The sequence below is a fragment of the Pseudomonas sp. Sample_22 genome (assembly GCF_004307635.1).
In the GTDB taxonomy this organism is placed as follows: domain Bacteria; phylum Pseudomonadota; class Gammaproteobacteria; order Pseudomonadales; family Pseudomonadaceae; genus Aquipseudomonas.
In genome coordinates, this window is record NZ_RCNY01000093.1 from 103,257 (window position 1) to 119,097 (window position 15,841).

Genomic DNA, 15,841 nt, shown 5'->3' on the forward strand with positions numbered 1-15,841 from the left:
CCCGGGGGGCTATCGCGGCATACTGACGGCCAACACACTTGTCGTTGAAGGAATCGGTATGCAGTTGGACCCCGCGAGCGGTTGGTGTCAGGACGTGCGTTTGTGCCCCTCGCCCAACTTCAATGCGCGCCCCGAGGGCGAAATTTCCCTGCTGGTGATCCATAACATCAGCCTGCCGCCGGCGCAGTTCGCCACGGGCAAGGTGCAGGCGTTTTTCCAGAATCGTCTGGATGTCACGGAGCACCCCTACTTTGAGGGGATTGCCGATCTGCGGGTGTCCGCACATTTTCTGATTGAGCGTGACGGTACGGTTACCCAGTTTGTCTCTTGTCTTGAGCGCGCCTGGCACGCTGGCGTTTCGAATTTCGAGGGGCGGGAAACCTGTAACGATTTTTCCGTGGGCATTGAATTGGAAGGCACGGATGATCTGCCATTCACCGATGCTCAGTATGATGCGTTGACCGGGCTGACTCGGCAGTTGCAAGCGGCGTTCCCGGCGATCACTGCACAGCGGATCTGTGGGCATAGCGACATCGCCCCCGGGCGCAAGACGGATCCGGGGCCGGCGTTCGACTGGGCACGCTATCGCGCAGCCCTGGCAAAAGAGGAAGGACAATGAGTTTTCTGGTGTTGCTGTTGGCGGTCTGGATCGAGAAGTTTTCGGCCCTGCGCCATCGGGTTCAACGCGATGGCGGCTGGGTTCGCGAGCTGCACAAGCTTGAGCTCAGCCCGCGTCTGGTGCAGCGTCCATGGCTGGTACTAGCGGTGCTGGTGCTGTTTCCCGTTGCGCTACTGGGCCTGCTGCTGGTGGTGATTGACCCGGTGGCTTACGGTCTGCTGGCCTTGCCGGTACACCTGTTGGTGGTTATCTACAGCCTGGGGCGCGGAGATCTGCTGGCCGGTCTTGGGCCGTTTCGCGATGCCTGGCGTCGAGAAGACCTGCAAGCGGCGGCCCATGTCGCCAAGCGCGATCTGGATATCTGCGCCGACAGCGGCGAACAACTGCTGGAGCGGGTTGAAGGGCATTTGCTGTGGGAGGCTTACCAGAGTTTCTTTGCGGTGATTTTCTGGTACTTCCTGTTGGGGCCGGTCGCCGCCTTGAGCTACCGCCTGCTGGCCCTGGCTGAAGAGCACGGGCAAAACCCGGCCGTGGTCGAGCGCGCAGGGCAATTGCGTCACGCATTCGATTGGGTGCCGGTGCGCTTGCTGGCCGCGAGCTTTGCCCTGGTCGGCAATTTTGTCGCTGTCAGCCGGGTGATGTTGCACGAATTGCTGAACTGGAACATCAGCGCTGCTCAGTTGATCGAGAAGGCTGGGCGGGTGGCCGCGGAAATTCCTGCACCGGTCGCAGGGCCCGACGGCATCAACAATCTCGACCGGCTCTGGGAGTTACTGCTGCGAGCGGCGGTGCTGTGGTATGCCGGTTTTGCATTGTGGACTGTCTTGCCCTGAAGCGATTGATCCCTGTAGCGGCTGATACCCGCTGCTACAGGGCTGCGCTGGCCTCTCGTTAACCTTAAGTTACAAAACTTCCTGCCGATTTAAGCTATACAGGGATAGCGCTCAATAGTGGCTATCTGCTGCCTCGCTGCGCCTGCCAATAAAAATAAGAAATCCAAGGGAGACTTCCAGTGAAGAGCTTGCTCTATCCCGCCGTCGCGCTAATGAATCGCCTGAGCTTCGGCATGAAGTTCAGCCTGATCAGCGTCCTGTTCCTGGTGCCAATGTTAGTCACCAATTTCTATCTGGTACGCGATTCCTATCGCGAATTCCAGGGCACCCGGATCGAACTGCAAAGCCTCGACCTGTTGGGCAGTAGCCTGACGCTACGACGCGATCTGGAAACCTTGAACAACCTGGTGCAGATCAATTTTGCCCTCGGCCAGTCCGGCAGGGCCGGGAATATCGAGGCGCAAATCAGCAGCCTGGAAAAAAGCGTGCTGACGCGCCTGCAAGGGTTGACGGCAATGAGCAGCGATCCGGAGCACATTGCGGTGTTCGACGGCAAACGCGATGAGATGGTCGCTGCGTTCAAGGCACAGCAAACGGAAACATCCCTGCAAAGCAAAAGTGCCCTGGCGGGCAAGCTGGTGGGTAATGCCCAGCTTTTCAGCCAACTCATTGCCAGTCAGGCCGGTCTGAGCCTCGACAATCAAAGCGACATGCGCCAACTCAGCGAACTGGTGACCAACGTCACTCCGCGCATCACCCAGATTCTGGGAGACGGCCGTGCGATGGGCGCGGCCTCGCTGGGGCAAGGTTTTCTCAACTCGGCATCGAGCAACCGATTCGATGACCTGTTGGGGCAGATCGAAAAACTCCAGGCCGAGTACGGCTTGAAGTTGCAGGACGCGACAAACTCCAGCAAGGCCGCGGCGCAGACCCTGGCTGCTCAGGCAGACAGCAGCAGAGCCTCGTTGAAAAAAGCCAGCGAGCTGTTCGAAGAAAAGGTGGTGATGGCCGATACACTCGATACGCCATGGCAGGCCTTCTACGACCAGGTCACTGGCTTGATGGATTCGACCTACCAACTCAATGAAGCCACCCTGAAGTTTCTCGGCAACCAGTTGCAGCAGCGTCTGGACCAGAACCGCACACACATGATCCTGCAGGCCGTGGCGCTGTCGGTGGTGTTTGTCCTGATCTTCTATCTCTACGGCGGTTTCTACGCGTCTACCCGAACCACACTCAAGCGTCTGGGTGGGGTCATGGACAAGGTGGCGGCCGGCGACATGACAGTGACGTTCAGTGCCAACAGCCGCGACGAGCTGGGAGAGTTGGGCGAGGTGTTCAACGGCACGGTGAAGAAAATCCATGACCTGATCGAGCGCGTCGGGCAGACCGTCAGCGAGGTCGAGCGTCAAGCCGGGCAAGTGGAAAATGTTTCGGCGCAAAGCAACCAGGCGGTGGCCGGGCAGCGCACCCAGATCGAGCAGGTCGCCACGGCGATGAACCAAATGTCCGCCACTTCCCTGGAAGTGGCGCGCAGTGCGGCGGCAGCGGTCAGCAGCGCCCACAGCGTCAACGATGAAACCATCAGCGGGCGCGGCCTGGTGCAGTCCCAGCAAGGCAGCATCGCGGCACTGGCCAGCGAGATTGATCAGTCGGTGTTGGTGATCAATCAACTGGCCAGTGACAGCCAATCCATCAGTCGCGTGCTGGAAGTGATCAAGAGCATTGCCGAGCAGACCAACCTGCTGGCGCTGAACGCTGCGATCGAAGCGGCACGGGCCGGTGAGCAGGGGCGCGGGTTTGCCGTAGTGGCTGACGAAGTCCGGACCCTGGCCAAACGCACCCAGCAATCGACTGAGGAAATCGAGCAGATGATCGCCAAGTTGCACGGCGGTGTCGGTGCGGCGGTCAAGGCGATGGGGGTCAGCCATGAGATGGCGAACGGCACCGTGGGGCAGTCAGAAAAGGTCCAGCTCGCACTGGAAAATATCCTCGGTGCGGTCGGCATGATCGTCGACCAGAACCAGCAGATCGCCGCCGCCGTGGAGCAGCAGACCGCTGTGGCCCACGACATCGACCAGAACATCGTTGAGATCAACCGCGCCGGCGAGCGCACCGCTGAGGGTGCGCACCAGACCGAGGACGCCAGCCGCGCGTTGTCGGCGCAGGTGGTTGAGCTCAAACAGTTGATCAGCGCATTTCGCGTTTAAATCCGCATCGCATGATCGTTCCCACGCTCTGCGTGGGAATGCCTCATCGGACGCTCCGCGTTCGGCTCTGGATGGGGCGCGGAGCGTCCCGGGCTGCATTCCCACGCAGAGCGTGGGAACGATCTGCTCAATGTGTTTACCAGCCGAACAACTCACGGGCATTGGCGGTGCTGGCGGCAGCCAGTTGTTCGGGGCTGATGGCCATGATGTCGGCCAGTGCGGCACAGATTGCCGGCAAATGCGCCGGGCTGTTGCGTTGACCGGGAAACATCGCGGGCGCCATGTCCGGTGAGTCGGTTTCCAGCACCACCGATTCGAGCGGCAATTTTGCCAGCACGCGGTGCATGCGCAGCGCTTGCGGCCAGGTCGCGGCACCGCCCAGGCCCAGCTTGAAGCCGAGCTTGATGTACTCGCGGGCTTCTTCCTGACTGCCGGCGAAGGCGTGGATGATCCCGGCACGTTTCGACTTGAAGCGTTTCAGTGTGGCAATCACCGCCGCGTGACTGCGCCGCACATGAATCAGCGCCGGCAGATTGAAGTCCACCGCCAGTCGCAGTTGCGCCTCGAACAACGCTTGCTGACGCTGGCGATCGAGGGTTTCGATGTAGTAGTCCAGGCCGATTTCACCCACAGCACACAGCTGCCGATGCCCGGCAAGGCGGGTCAGCCAGTCGCCGAGTTGCGTCAGGTGTTCAGGCCGATGATCGTCCAGGTACACCGGGTGCAAGCCGAACGCGGCATGCAGGTCGGGATCGTCTTGCACCAGCTCCCAGGCCCGCTGCCAGTTGCCCTGACAAACCCCCAGCACCACCATTTCCCTGACCCCGAGGGCGCGGCTTTCGGCCATCAGTGCCTGACGATCCGCGTCGAAGTCGGGAAAGTCCAGGTGTGTGTGGGTGTCGATCAGGTCCATGGCTCAGTCCTGACGAATACGTTGTTTGAACGTCCGGGCAATGGCCTGCACGCCGGGTTGGTAATCGGATTGCTCGATGGCTGCCAGGGCCAGGGCCAGGGCTTTGTCGGCGATCAACTGATGTTGCTGGGCCATGGCGTTGACCGGCAACGGCAAAAAGTCCAGCAATTGGGTATCGCCGAAAGTGCCGAGGCGCAGTGGGCGGTTTTTCAACGGGAAGTCGTGCAAGGCATCGAACACGCCTTGCAGCAGTACGTAAGAAGTGGTCACCAGCGCTTCGGGAAGATGCCCGACACGCTGAAGTAATTCTTCCATCAACTGTTTACCGCATTCGCGGCTGAACGACTCGCCGTGCTCGATCAGCATTTCACCGTTGTAACCGGTCAACGCCTCTTTGAAACCGGCGGCGCGCTCCTGGCTGATGCTCAGCTCGGGACGGGCGCCGATCAAGGCAATCTGTTTGGGCAGCGGGTCGAGCAGGCTTTGCGTCAGGTGCAGGCTGGCTTCACGGTCGTCACTGATCACCGAGCAGAAATGCTCGGGCTCCATGACCCGGTCGATGGCGATGATCGGCAGGCCCTTGGCCTGTAATTGCCGGTAGCTGTCGTCGCCGGGGGGCAGGCAACTGGCAACGATCAACGCGTCACAGCGCCGGGCGCGGAACAGTTGCAGCAATTGCCGTTCGCTGTCCGGTGCATCGTCGGAACTGGCGATCAGCAGCTGATAGCCGCGAGCCCTCGCGCCCTGTTCCAGCAGTTTGGCGATTCGCGCGTAACTGGGGTTTTCCAGATCCGGCAAAATAAAGCCCAGCGTGCGGGTGTGCCGGCTGCGCAGGCCGGCAGCCTGGGGATTGGGTGTGAAGCCGTGCAATTCGACCACCGCGCGTACGCGCTCGACGGTAGCGCTGCTGATGCGTTGCTGTTCGGCTTTGCCATTGATGACGTAGCTGGCGGTGGTGACGGACACACCGGCCAACTGAGCTATATCACTGAGTTTCAACCCGCAATTCCTTGTTTTCTCGAGCTTGCCTCGACATTTTCGCCAATCGTACCCGATTCGGGCAGTCGACCATCGTCACAACGCATCCGACAAGTTGGGCTTCAACGACGCAACAGAATCGAGTAACGTGCCAATCATTCTAGATTAAACGTTTCAGCAGGCGTATTTTCTGGATTAAATACGCTTTGGCAGGTGCTGCCGCGAAACCGCCAAAGATTGTTTCAAGACAAAAGCCTAAGCTGAATCATTCAAAACAATACCTGGCACCCAAGGTGCCAAAAAGGAGAAAGCATGCTCGAGCTCACCATAGAGCAGATTTCCATGGGCCAGTCGGCTGTGGATAAGGCCGCAGCGTTGCAATTACTGGCCGGACATCTGGTCGCCGATGGCCTGGTTGCCGACGGTTACCTGGCCGGTCTGCAGGCCCGTGAAGCCCAGGGCTCGACCTTTCTCGGTCAAGGTATTGCCATTCCCCACGGTACGCCGCAAACCCGCGATCAGGTATACACCACGGGCGTGCGGCTGATGCAGTTCCCCGACGGCGTTGATTGGGGCGACGGCCAGACCGTTTACCTGGCCATTGGCATCGCTGCCAAATCCGACGAACACCTGCGCCTGTTGCAGCTGCTGACCCGGGCCCTCGGCGAGACCGATCTGGGACAGGCCTTGCGTCGCGCCAGCTCTGCCGAAGCCTTGCTCAAGCTGCTGCAAGGCGCGCCGCAGGAGCTGGCGCTGGATGCACAGATGATTGGCCTGGGCGTTGCCGCTGAAGATTTCGAAGAGCTGGTTTGGCGCGGCGCGCGCTTGCTGCGCCAGGCCGACTGCGTGAGCAACGGTTTCTCGGCAGTGTTGCAGCAGGTCGAAGCTCTGCCGCTGGGTGATGGCCTGTGGTGGCTGCACAGCGAACAAACGGTGAAGCGTCCGGGACTGGCCTTCGTCACCCCGGACAAACCGCTGCGTTACCTCGGCCAACCGCTTAACGGACTGTTTTGCCTGGCCAGTCTGGGCGAGGCCCATCAGGCGTTGCTCGAACGTCTGTGCGCCTTGCTGATAGAAGGTCGAGGCCATGAATTGGGGCGCGCCACCAGCTGCCGTGCGGTGCTGGAAGTGCTCGGTGGTGAACTGCCTGCCGATTGGCCGAGTGCGCGCATTGCGCTGGCGAACGCCCACGGATTGCATGCGCGCCCGGCGAAGATTCTCGCGCAATTGGCAAAAAGTTTTGAAGGCGAGATTCGCATCCGCATCGTCGATGGTCAGGACAGCGCGGTATCGGTCAAGAGTCTGAGCAAATTGCTCAGCCTCGGCGCCCGTCGCGGTCAGGTGCTGGAAATCATCGCCGAGCCCAGTATTGCCGCCGATGCCTTGCCCGCGCTATTGGCTGCCATCGAAGAAGGCCTGGGTGAGGAAGTCGAGCCGCTGCCACCGGTGAGCCAGCCGCGCGAAGAAATCGCTGAAGTGACGCAAGTACTGCTGGCGCCAACCTCCGGGAGTTTGGTGCAGGCTATCGCCGCTGCGCCGGGAATCGCCATCGGCCCGGCGCATATTCAAGTGCTGCAAACCATCGAATACCCGCTGCGCGGTGAATCCGCGGCGACCGAGCGCGAGCGTCTCAAGCAAGCACTGGCCGCGGTACGCCAGGACATTCAGGGCTTGATCGAGCGCAGCAAGGCCAAGGCCATTCGCGAGATTTTCATCACCCACCAGGAAATGCTCGACGACCCTGAGTTGACCGATGAAGTCGACACCCGCCTCAAGCAGGGCGAAAGCGCCGAAGCGGCGTGGATGTCGGTAATCGAAGCTGCGGCCCGGCAGCAGGAAGCCTTGCACGACGCGTTGCTCGCCGAGCGCGCCGCCGATCTGCGCGACATTGGCCGGCGCGTGTTGGCGCAACTGTGCGGAATCGAAACCCCGCACGAGCCGGATCAACCGTACATTCTGGTGATGGACGAAGTCGGCCCTTCCGATGTGGCGCGTCTCGATCCGGCCCGTGTGGCCGGCATTCTTACCGCCCGTGGCGGCGCCACCGCGCACAGCGCCATTGTCGCCCGGGCCCTGGGTATTCCGGCACTGGTCGGCGCCGGCCCTGCAGTGCTGCTGCTGGCGCCCGGCACGCCGTTGTTGCTCGATGGTCAGCGCGGTCGCCTGCACGTGGATGCCGATGTGGCCACTTTGCAGCGCGCAACTGAAGAGCGTGATACCCGTGAGCAACGTCTGAAGGCTGCCGCCGAACAACGCCATCAACCGGCGTTGACGACCGACGGGCATGCGGTGGAGGTGTTTGCCAACATTGGTGAGAGCGCCGGTGTGACCGGCGCGGTGGAGCAGGGCGCCGAAGGCATTGGCCTGTTGCGCACCGAACTGATTTTCATGGCCCACCCGCAAGCGCCGGACGAGGCGACGCAGGAAGCCGAATACCGCCGTGTCCTCGATGGCCTCGCCGGGCGGCCGCTGGTGGTGCGTACGCTGGATGTCGGCGGTGACAAACCGCTGCCTTATTGGCCGATTGCCAAGGAAGAAAACCCGTTCCTCGGCGTGCGCGGCATTCGCCTGACCCTGCAGCGTCCGCAGGTGATGGAAGCGCAGTTGCGCGCCTTGTTGCGCGCCGCCGACAACCGTCCGTTGCGGATCATGTTCCCGATGGTCGGCAGTGTCGATGAGTGGCGTCAGGCGCGAGACATGACCGAACGCCTGCGCCTGGAAATCCCGGTGGCGGACCTGCAACTGGGGATCATGATCGAAGTGCCGTCGGCGGCGTTGTTGGCGCCGGTGCTGGCCAAAGAGGTCGATTTCTTCAGTGTCGGCACCAACGACCTGACGCAATACACCCTGGCCATCGACCGGGGTCATCCGACGCTTTCCGCCCAGGCCGATGGCTTGCATCCGGCGGTGCTGCAACTGATCGATATCACCGTTCGAGCGGCCCATGCCCATGGCAAGTGGGTCGGTGTCTGCGGTGAGTTGGCGGCCGATCCGCTGGCGGTGCCGGTGCTGGTCGGTCTGGGTGTGGATGAGCTCAGCGTCGGTGGTCGCAGCATTGCCGAGGTCAAGGCGCGGATTCGCGAACTCAGCCTCAGCCAGACTCAAATTCTTGCCCGAGAGGCGCTCGCCGTGGGCAGCGCCAATGAAGTGCGCGCACTAGTGGAGGCCCTGTAATGGCCCGGATTCTTACCCTGACCCTCAACCCGGCGCTCGACCTCACCGTCGAGTTGTCGCGCCTGGAGCCCGGTCAGGTCAATCGCAGCGACGCCCTGCACAGCCACGCCGCCGGTAAAGGGGTGAACGTGGCACAGGTGCTGGCGGACTTGGGCCATCAGCTGACGGTCAGTGGTTTTCTCGGTGAAGACAATCTGCAAGCGTTCGAAACCCTGTTTGCCAAGCGCGGTTTTGTCGATGCATTCATCCGTGTTCCCGGCGAGACCCGCAGCAATATCAAACTGGCGGAAAGCGACGGGCGCATCACCGACCTCAATGGTCCGGGACCGATGGTCAGCGCGGCGGCGCAACAGGATTTGCTTGATCGGCTTGACCAGATTGCGCCGGGGCATGACGCCGTCGTCGTCGCGGGCAGTCTGCCACAGGGTGTCAGCCCGCAGTGGTTGCAGGCGCTGATCGTGCGCTTGAAAAACCTCGGTTTGAAAGTCGCCCTCGACACCAGCGGCGAAGCATTGCGCGCCGCGCTCACGGCCGGCCCGTGGCTGATCAAGCCCAACAGCGAAGAGTTGGCAGAGGTGCTGGGTAGCGAAGCGGTTTCGGTTCTGGCCCAGGCAGAAGCGGCGAACCGTTTGCACGCCCTGGGTATCGAGCATGTGGTGATTTCCCACGGTGCCGACGGCGTGAACTGGTTCAGTGTCGGTTCGGCGCTGCATGCCACGCCACCCAAGGTCAGTGTCGCCAGCACCGTGGGCGCTGGTGATTCCTTGCTGGCCGGCATGCTGCACGGATTGGTCAGTGCCGATACGCCTGAGCAAACCTTGCGAACGGCCACGGCAATTGCCGCGATGGCGGTTACCCAGATCGGTTTCGGTATCAGCGATGCGGCGCGCCTGGCGCAGCTCGAACAGGGTGTGCGCGTGCGTCCCCTGACAGAACAATAAGAGGGTTGGTCATGAAGTTAGCCATTGTTACTGCCTGCCCGAACGGCATGGTCACCAGTGTGCTGTGCGCCCGTTTGCTGGACGCAGCAGCCCAGCGCCAGGGTTGGAGCACCAGCGTCGAGATCAGCGATGCGGCGCACCCCGAGCGGCAACTGTCGGCGGCCACACTCGATGCGGCCGAATGGGTGTTGCTGGTCACCAGTGCGCCGGTGGACATGTCGCGATTCGTGGGCAAGCGCATCTACCAGAGCACCCCGGCCCAGGCCCTTCAGGATGTGGAATCAGTGTTGCGCCGCGGGGCTGAAGAAGCTCAGGTTTACACAGCGCCTGAAGCCGTCGCTGAAGCCGTCGTGGAACCGGCGGGGGCCGCAAAAAATGCGCCGCGCCTGGTCGCGGTCACCGCGTGTCCGACCGGTGTCGCGCATACCTTCATGGCCGCCGAAGCATTGCAGCAAGCGGCCAAGCGCTTGGGCTACGACCTGCAAGTGGAAACCCAGGGCTCGGTCGGTGCGCGCAACCCGCTGAGTGCGCAGGCCATCGCCGATGCCGACGTGGTGTTGCTGGCAGCAGACATCGAAGTGGCCACCGAGCGTTTCGCCGGCAAGAAAATCTACCGCTGCGGCACCGGCATTGCGCTCAAGCAAGCCGAAGCGACATTGAACAAGGCCCTCGCCGAAGGCACCCAGGAAAGCGCAGCGACGGGTGCCAGCGCCGCGGCCAAAAAAGACAAGACCGGCGTTTACAAGCACCTGTTGACCGGCGTCTCGTTCATGCTGCCGATGGTGGTAGCGGGCGGCTTGATGATCGCCTTGTCCTTCGTGTTCGGCATCACTGCGTTCAAGGAAGAGGGCACGCTGGCGGCGGCGCTGATGCAAATTGGCGGCGACACGGCGTTCAAGCTGATGGTGCCGTTGCTGGCGGGCTACATCGCCTACTCGATTGCTGACCGGCCGGGCCTGGCGCCGGGGATGATCGGTGGACTGTTGGCAAGCACCCTGGGCGCTGGATTCATTGGCGGGATCATCGCCGGTTTTATCGCCGGTTACGCGGCGCAGGCGATCAACCGCTACGCGCGTTTACCGCAAAGCCTCGAGGCGTTGAAACCGATTCTGATCATTCCGCTGCTCGCCAGTTTGTTTACCGGTCTGGTGATGATCTATGTGGTCGGTAAACCGGTGGCGGGGATGCTTGCCGGGCTTACGCATTTTCTCGACAGCATGGGCACCACCAACGCGATTCTCCTCGGCGTGCTGCTGGGCGCGATGATGTGCGTCGACCTCGGCGGACCGATCAACAAAGCCGCTTATGCATTTTCGGTGGGACTGCTGGCGTCGCAGAGTTATGCACCGATGGCCGCGACCATGGCCGCCGGCATGGTGCCGCCGATTGGCCTGGGGATTGCCACGTTCATCGCCCGACGCAAATTCGCCCAGACCGAACGCGAGGCCGGTAAAGCGGCGTTGGTGCTGGGGTTGTGCTTCATCTCCGAAGGGGCGATTCCGTTTGCTGCGAAAGATCCGTTGCGAGTGATTCCGGCGAGCATTGCCGGTGGTGCGCTGACCGGTGCGTTGTCGATGTATTTCGGCTGCAAACTGATGGCGCCCCACGGTGGGTTGTTCGTGATGCTGATTCCGAATGCGATCAATCATGCGTTGCTGTATCTGCTGGCGATTGTCGCCGGGAGTTTGCTGACGGCGGTGGTGTATGCGCTGGTCAAGCGCCCGGAGACGGTTGAGTTGGCGCTGGAGCCGGCCAAGGCCTGAGGCGGAACCTGTAGGCGCCGAGCTTGCTCGCGATGACGGACTGACATTCAACATCGAGGTGAATGAAACACCGCCATCGCGAGCAAGCTCGGCTCCTACAAGGATCGCGGTTTCACATCAGCGTCACGGACACGTGCTTAAGTTTTTCCTTTTCCAGGGAGAACACCATGAGCGATTTCAACCTTGGCCGTCGTCGTGTGATGCAAGCGGTCGGCGCCGGACTGTTGTTGCCGGGGCTGGCGCCGGCGGTCATCGCTTCGGTCAAGGATCGACCACAACTCACCGACGGCGTGCAGTCCGGCGACCTGTTGGGAGACCGGGCGATTATCTGGAGCCGCAGCGACCGCCCGGCTCGAATGGTGGTGGAATGGGACACCCGCAGTCTGTTCCCCAACCCTCGGCGTTTCGTCTCGGCATTGGCCGATGCCCGCTCCGATTTCACCGCCCGTGTCGAGTTGACCGGGTTGCCCGCCGACCAGGCGATTTTCTATCGCGTACAGTTTGAAGATGCCCAGAGCGGCGTCGCCAGCGAACCGTGGTTCGGCCACTTGCGCAGCGTGCCGCAAACTCGCCGCGACATTCGGTTCGTCTGGAGCGGCGACACCGTCGGTCAGGGCTTCGGCATCAACCCGGACATCGGCGGCATGCGCATCTACGAAGCCATGCGTTTGCGCCTGCCGGACTTTTTTATCCAAAGCGGCGACACCATCTACGCCGACGGCCCCGTACCCGCCCAGCTCACCACCGAAAGCGGTCGCGTGTGGCGCAACCTCACCACCGAAGCCAAGAGCAAAGTCGCCGAAACCCTCGACGACTACCGCGGCAATTACCGCTACAACCTGATGGATGAAAACATCCGTCGTTTCAACGCCGAAGTGCCGCAAATCTGGCAGTGGGACGACCATGAAGTAGTGAATAACTGGTCGCCGGGCAAGCAACTGGATGAGCGCTACAAGAGCCAAGATATCCACAGGCTGGTGGGTCGCGCGCGTCAGGCCTGGCTCGAATATGCACCGATGCGTTTGCAGAGCGCCGATGGTGGCGGACGGATCTATCGCCAGCTCAGTTACGGACCATTGCTCGATGTGTTTGTGCTCGACATGCGCAGTTACCGCGAGGCCAATGACGACAACCTGGGTGGCGCCAAACCCTTCCTCGGTCGTGAACAACTGGACTGGTTGAAAGCATCGTTGAAAGCTTCGAAGGCACAATGGAAAGTCATCGCTGCCGACATGCCCATCGGCCTCGGCGTGCCCGATGGCGAGGTCAGCCCCGGTGTCGAGCGCTGGGAGGCGGTGGCCAATGGTGATCCGGGACCGGCCCAGGGCCGCGAGCTGGAAATTGCCGAGCTGCTGGGGTTCCTGCGGGCGCAGCAGGTGCGCAACTTCCTGTTCCTGACAGCGGATGTGCATTATTGCGCCGCGCATCACTACCACCCGGACCGCGCCGCGTTCCAGGATTTCGAAGCGTTTTGGGAGTTCGTCGCAGGTCCCCTGAATGCCGGGAGCTACGGGCCTAATCCGCTGGATAAAACCTTCGGCCCGCAAGTGGTGTTCCAGAAAGCACCGCCCGCGCAGAACATTTCACCGTTTGCCGGGTTTCAGTTTTTCGGTGAGGTGAATATCGAAGGGCAAAGCGGGGCGTTGAGCGTGGTGTTACGGGATCTGGATGGGGTTTCCGTCTTTGAACAGACGTTGCAGCCGGTGTGACCCGCTGATGGAGTATCGTTCCCACGCTCTGCGTGGAAACGCCTCTACGGACGCTCTGCGTTCGGCTTTTGGGACGCAGAGCGTCCCAGGGCCGCATTCCCACGCAGAGCGTGGGAACGATCAACGACAGGGGCAGGTGCGCAGTTGTCAGTACACGTCGCGGCGGTAGCGGCCTTGTTCGATCAGGCGCTCGACTTCGACAGCACCGAGCACATCATTGAGCACTTGATCGACCCCGGAGGCCATGCCCTGCAAGCTGCCGCAGATGTAGATCACCGCGCCGTCCGCCAGCCATTTCTTCAATTCGCCGGCCGATTCGCGCAGGCGATCCTGCACGTAGATCTTTTCGGCCTGATCCCGCGAGAACGCCAGGTCCAGGCGCTGGAGATCTCCGGAAATCAACCACTCTTCCAGCTCATCGCGGCACAGGTAATCGTGTTGCCGATGGCGCTCGCCGAACAACAGCCACTGGCGTTGCTGGCCATCGGCAATCCGCGCCTTGAGCAAGCTGCGCAAGCCGGCCAGACCGGTGCCGTTGCCGATCAGAATCATGGGCACGGGTTCGTTCGGGAGATGGAAGCCGCTGTTGCGGCGCACCCGCAGACTGATGCTGCTGCCTACAGGCGCGTGTTCAGTGAGCCAACCGGAGCCGACACCGAGGCTGCCATCGGCATGCAGTTCCTGGCGAACGATCAACTCCAGAATGCCGTCGGCGGCAATCGAGGCAATGGAGTATTCGCGCTTGGCCAACGGCACCAGAGCGGCTACCAGCGCTTGCGCGTGCAGGCCGACCAGATGGCTGCGGTTTTCTGGCAGTTGGCGGCTGGCAAGGGCTTGCTCCAGCGGTTGCGACAAACCGTCGAGTTCAATCGTTGCCCGTCCATCAATGCCCAGGCCATCAAGGAAATGTTCGATCGCCCAAGGGCAGTTGCGCGGCAACACTTCCACCAGATCGCCAGCCAGCCAACTGCTGGTGGTGGGTGCGGTGAGGCCCAGCAAATAGACGGGCGAACCGCTGCTGTCCGGGTTGATTTGTTCGCGGCGGGTCAGGGTCCAGTTGTCGTAGCTCGGCGCTTGCCAGGTGTCCACCGGCGCCTGACCGGTCAACTGGCCCAGTTGTTGCTGCCAGTGACGCAAGGCGTAAGGGTCGCCACTGTCGACTTCCACGGGGGCGAACAGGGTCTTGCCGCCATGTTCGCCGAGCCAGCTGTGCAGGCGTCGGGCGAATCCACAGAAGTGTTGATACTTGCGGTCACCGAGGCCGAGTACCGCATAGTTCAGGCTTTCCAGGCTCAAGCTGCGGCCCAGTAACTTGCGTTCAAACCCCCGGGCGCTATCGGGTGCTTCGCCGTCGCCGAAAGTGCTGACCACGAACAAAGCGTTGCTCGATTCACGCAGATCCTGCTCGCTGACATCCGCCAACGGCTGGACCTTGACCGGCAGGCCGGCGGCCTGCAATTGGCCGGCAGTCTGCCACGCCAGTTGCTCGGCGAAGCCGCTCTGACTGGCGAAGCCGATCAGCCACGCTGGCACATCGCTGGCTGATTGGGCCAGCCCTTTGCGTGCGTCCTTGATCTGGCGTTTCTTGCGTCGACGATCGAGGTACAACATCCAGCCCGTGATGAAGAACAGCGGCATGGTCAGCGCGGTGATCGTCAGGATGATCCGTCCGCCAATGCCAAAGAAACTGCCGACATGCAGCGCATAGATGCTGGTCAGCAACTGTGCCTTGAAGCTCTTGTCGCTGTAGCGCTCGTGCCGCTTGATGACGCCGGTGAGCGGATCGAGGGTGATCTGGTTCAGCGCGCGGTCGTGGGGCGAATCCTTGAGCAAATAGAAAACGGTCGCCGGTTGTCCGGCCACCGGTGGCATGCGGGTGTTATAGAAACTCAGGCCGGGACCGGCCGCGCTGTAGATGCTGCTCCACATGGCCGAGTAATCGGCTGTCGGCGCCGGGCCTTTTGGTGCCGGGCCGCGACCACCACGAACGCGTTCGTTCTGCGGTGAGTCGGAGAGCAATTTGTTCAGACCCTTGTTGTACCACTCGTAGGACCAGGACAGCCCGGTCAGCGCTGCCAGGAGATAAAACACCAGGCACCAGGTGCCGGCGATCGAGTGCAGGTCCCAGTTGAAGCTGCGACCTTTTTTCTTCCAGTCGAGAGTCAGCCACGCGCGCCAGCTTTTCCACTGGCGCGGCCAGCGCAGATAGAGGCCGGACAGGCAGAAGAACACCAGGATCAAGGTACAGGCGCCGGTGATTTGCCGACCGGTATCGCCCATGGCGAGAAAACGGTGCAGTTGCAGCATCAGGCCGAAGAACTGCTGGCCAGTGGCGTCGCCCAGCAATTCGCCGGTGTACGGATCAAAGAAACGCATGGGGCCGCGGCGCTCACCCGGTGCCGGGGTGAAGAAGGCTTTTGCGGCGACGTCGTTGTCGATGTCGACCGAGAGCATCGCGATTTTCAGGTTCGTGGCCGCTTCGATCTTCTCCACCAATTCAGCGGGCGGCAGCACACCGGCGACCTGTTTCTGCACCTGCAACACAGATGGATTCAACGCATACAGGATCTCGTCCTGAAACGATACCGTCGCCCCGGTGATGCCCATCAGGGCCAGGACCAGTCCGGCGCTGATGCCAAAAAACCAGTGCAACTGGAACAGGGTTTTCTTCAACACGTCGCTCGCCTTGTTCGTTCAAAAG

At 61.7% G+C, this 15,841-nt stretch carries 10 protein-coding genes; 7 read left to right on the forward strand and 3 right to left on the reverse strand.

What is annotated here, in order from left to right; all coding sequences use genetic code 11:
- Positions 1-58 precede the first annotated feature (58 nt).
- The 3 genes from ampD (at position 59) to D8U73_RS27090 (ending at position 3,662) form a co-directional block, all read left to right on the forward strand.
- Entirely contained in the window at positions 59-619 is a 561-nt protein-coding gene (ampD, locus tag D8U73_RS27080; protein ID WP_056854974.1) for a 1,6-anhydro-N-acetylmuramyl-L-alanine amidase AmpD, read from the forward strand.
- Positions 616-1,452: a regulatory signaling modulator protein AmpE gene (gene ampE, locus D8U73_RS27085; protein ID WP_056854975.1), complete on the forward strand. Its 837-nt coding sequence runs from the start codon at positions 616-618 to the stop codon at positions 1,450-1,452. The genes ampD and ampE overlap by 4 nt, the downstream gene beginning before the upstream one ends.
- A 179-nt stretch (positions 1,453-1,631) precedes the next feature.
- The gene (locus D8U73_RS27090) at positions 1,632-3,662 is read left to right on the forward strand and encodes a methyl-accepting chemotaxis protein (RefSeq protein ID WP_130906245.1); all 2,031 of its coding nucleotides are present in this window, start codon (positions 1,632-1,634) and stop codon (positions 3,660-3,662) included.
- Between the two features lie 136 nt (positions 3,663-3,798).
- Here D8U73_RS27090 and D8U73_RS27095 read toward each other — a convergent pair whose 3' ends face one another.
- Together D8U73_RS27095 and cra are read right to left on the reverse strand one after the other, a co-directional pair.
- Positions 3,799-4,575 (reverse strand): TatD family hydrolase, encoded by a 777-nt coding sequence (locus tag D8U73_RS27095; protein WP_130906246.1) that lies wholly within the window; start codon positions 4,573-4,575, stop codon positions 3,799-3,801.
- Positions 4,576-4,578: 3 nt separating this feature from the next.
- Positions 4,579-5,574, reverse strand: a complete 996-nt coding sequence (gene cra, locus D8U73_RS27100) for a catabolite repressor/activator (protein WP_130906247.1) — start codon at positions 5,572-5,574, stop codon at positions 4,579-4,581.
- Between the two features lie 291 nt (positions 5,575-5,865).
- Between cra and ptsP the strand changes: the two genes are divergently transcribed.
- The 4 genes from ptsP to D8U73_RS27120 all read left to right on the forward strand — a co-directional run bounded on the left by ptsP (position 5,866) and on the right by D8U73_RS27120 (position 13,140).
- The gene (gene ptsP / locus D8U73_RS27105) at positions 5,866-8,727 is read left to right on the forward strand and encodes a phosphoenolpyruvate--protein phosphotransferase (RefSeq protein ID WP_056854979.1); all 2,862 of its coding nucleotides are present in this window, start codon (positions 5,866-5,868) and stop codon (positions 8,725-8,727) included.
- Positions 8,727-9,668 (forward strand): 1-phosphofructokinase, encoded by a 942-nt coding sequence (gene pfkB / locus D8U73_RS27110; RefSeq protein ID WP_056854980.1) that lies wholly within the window; start codon positions 8,727-8,729, stop codon positions 9,666-9,668. Before ptsP ends, pfkB begins: the two co-directional genes overlap by 1 nt.
- A gap of 11 nt (positions 9,669-9,679) precedes the next feature.
- Positions 9,680-11,431 carry a PTS fructose-like transporter subunit IIB gene (locus D8U73_RS27115; protein ID WP_130906248.1) on the forward strand — a complete coding sequence of 584 codons (1,752 nt, stop codon included), beginning with the start codon at positions 9,680-9,682 and terminating at the stop codon, positions 11,429-11,431.
- A 167-nt stretch (positions 11,432-11,598) separates the two neighbouring features.
- Positions 11,599-13,140 (forward strand): alkaline phosphatase D family protein, encoded by a 1,542-nt coding sequence (locus D8U73_RS27120; RefSeq protein ID WP_130906249.1) that lies wholly within the window; start codon positions 11,599-11,601, stop codon positions 13,138-13,140.
- 147 nt (positions 13,141-13,287) lie between these two features.
- On the opposite strand, the gene D8U73_RS27125 is transcribed toward D8U73_RS27120, so the two are convergent.
- The gene (locus D8U73_RS27125) at positions 13,288-15,816 is read right to left on the reverse strand and encodes a sulfite reductase flavoprotein subunit alpha (RefSeq protein ID WP_130906250.1); all 2,529 of its coding nucleotides are present in this window, start codon (positions 15,814-15,816) and stop codon (positions 13,288-13,290) included.
- Between the last annotated feature and the right edge of the window lie 25 nt (positions 15,817-15,841).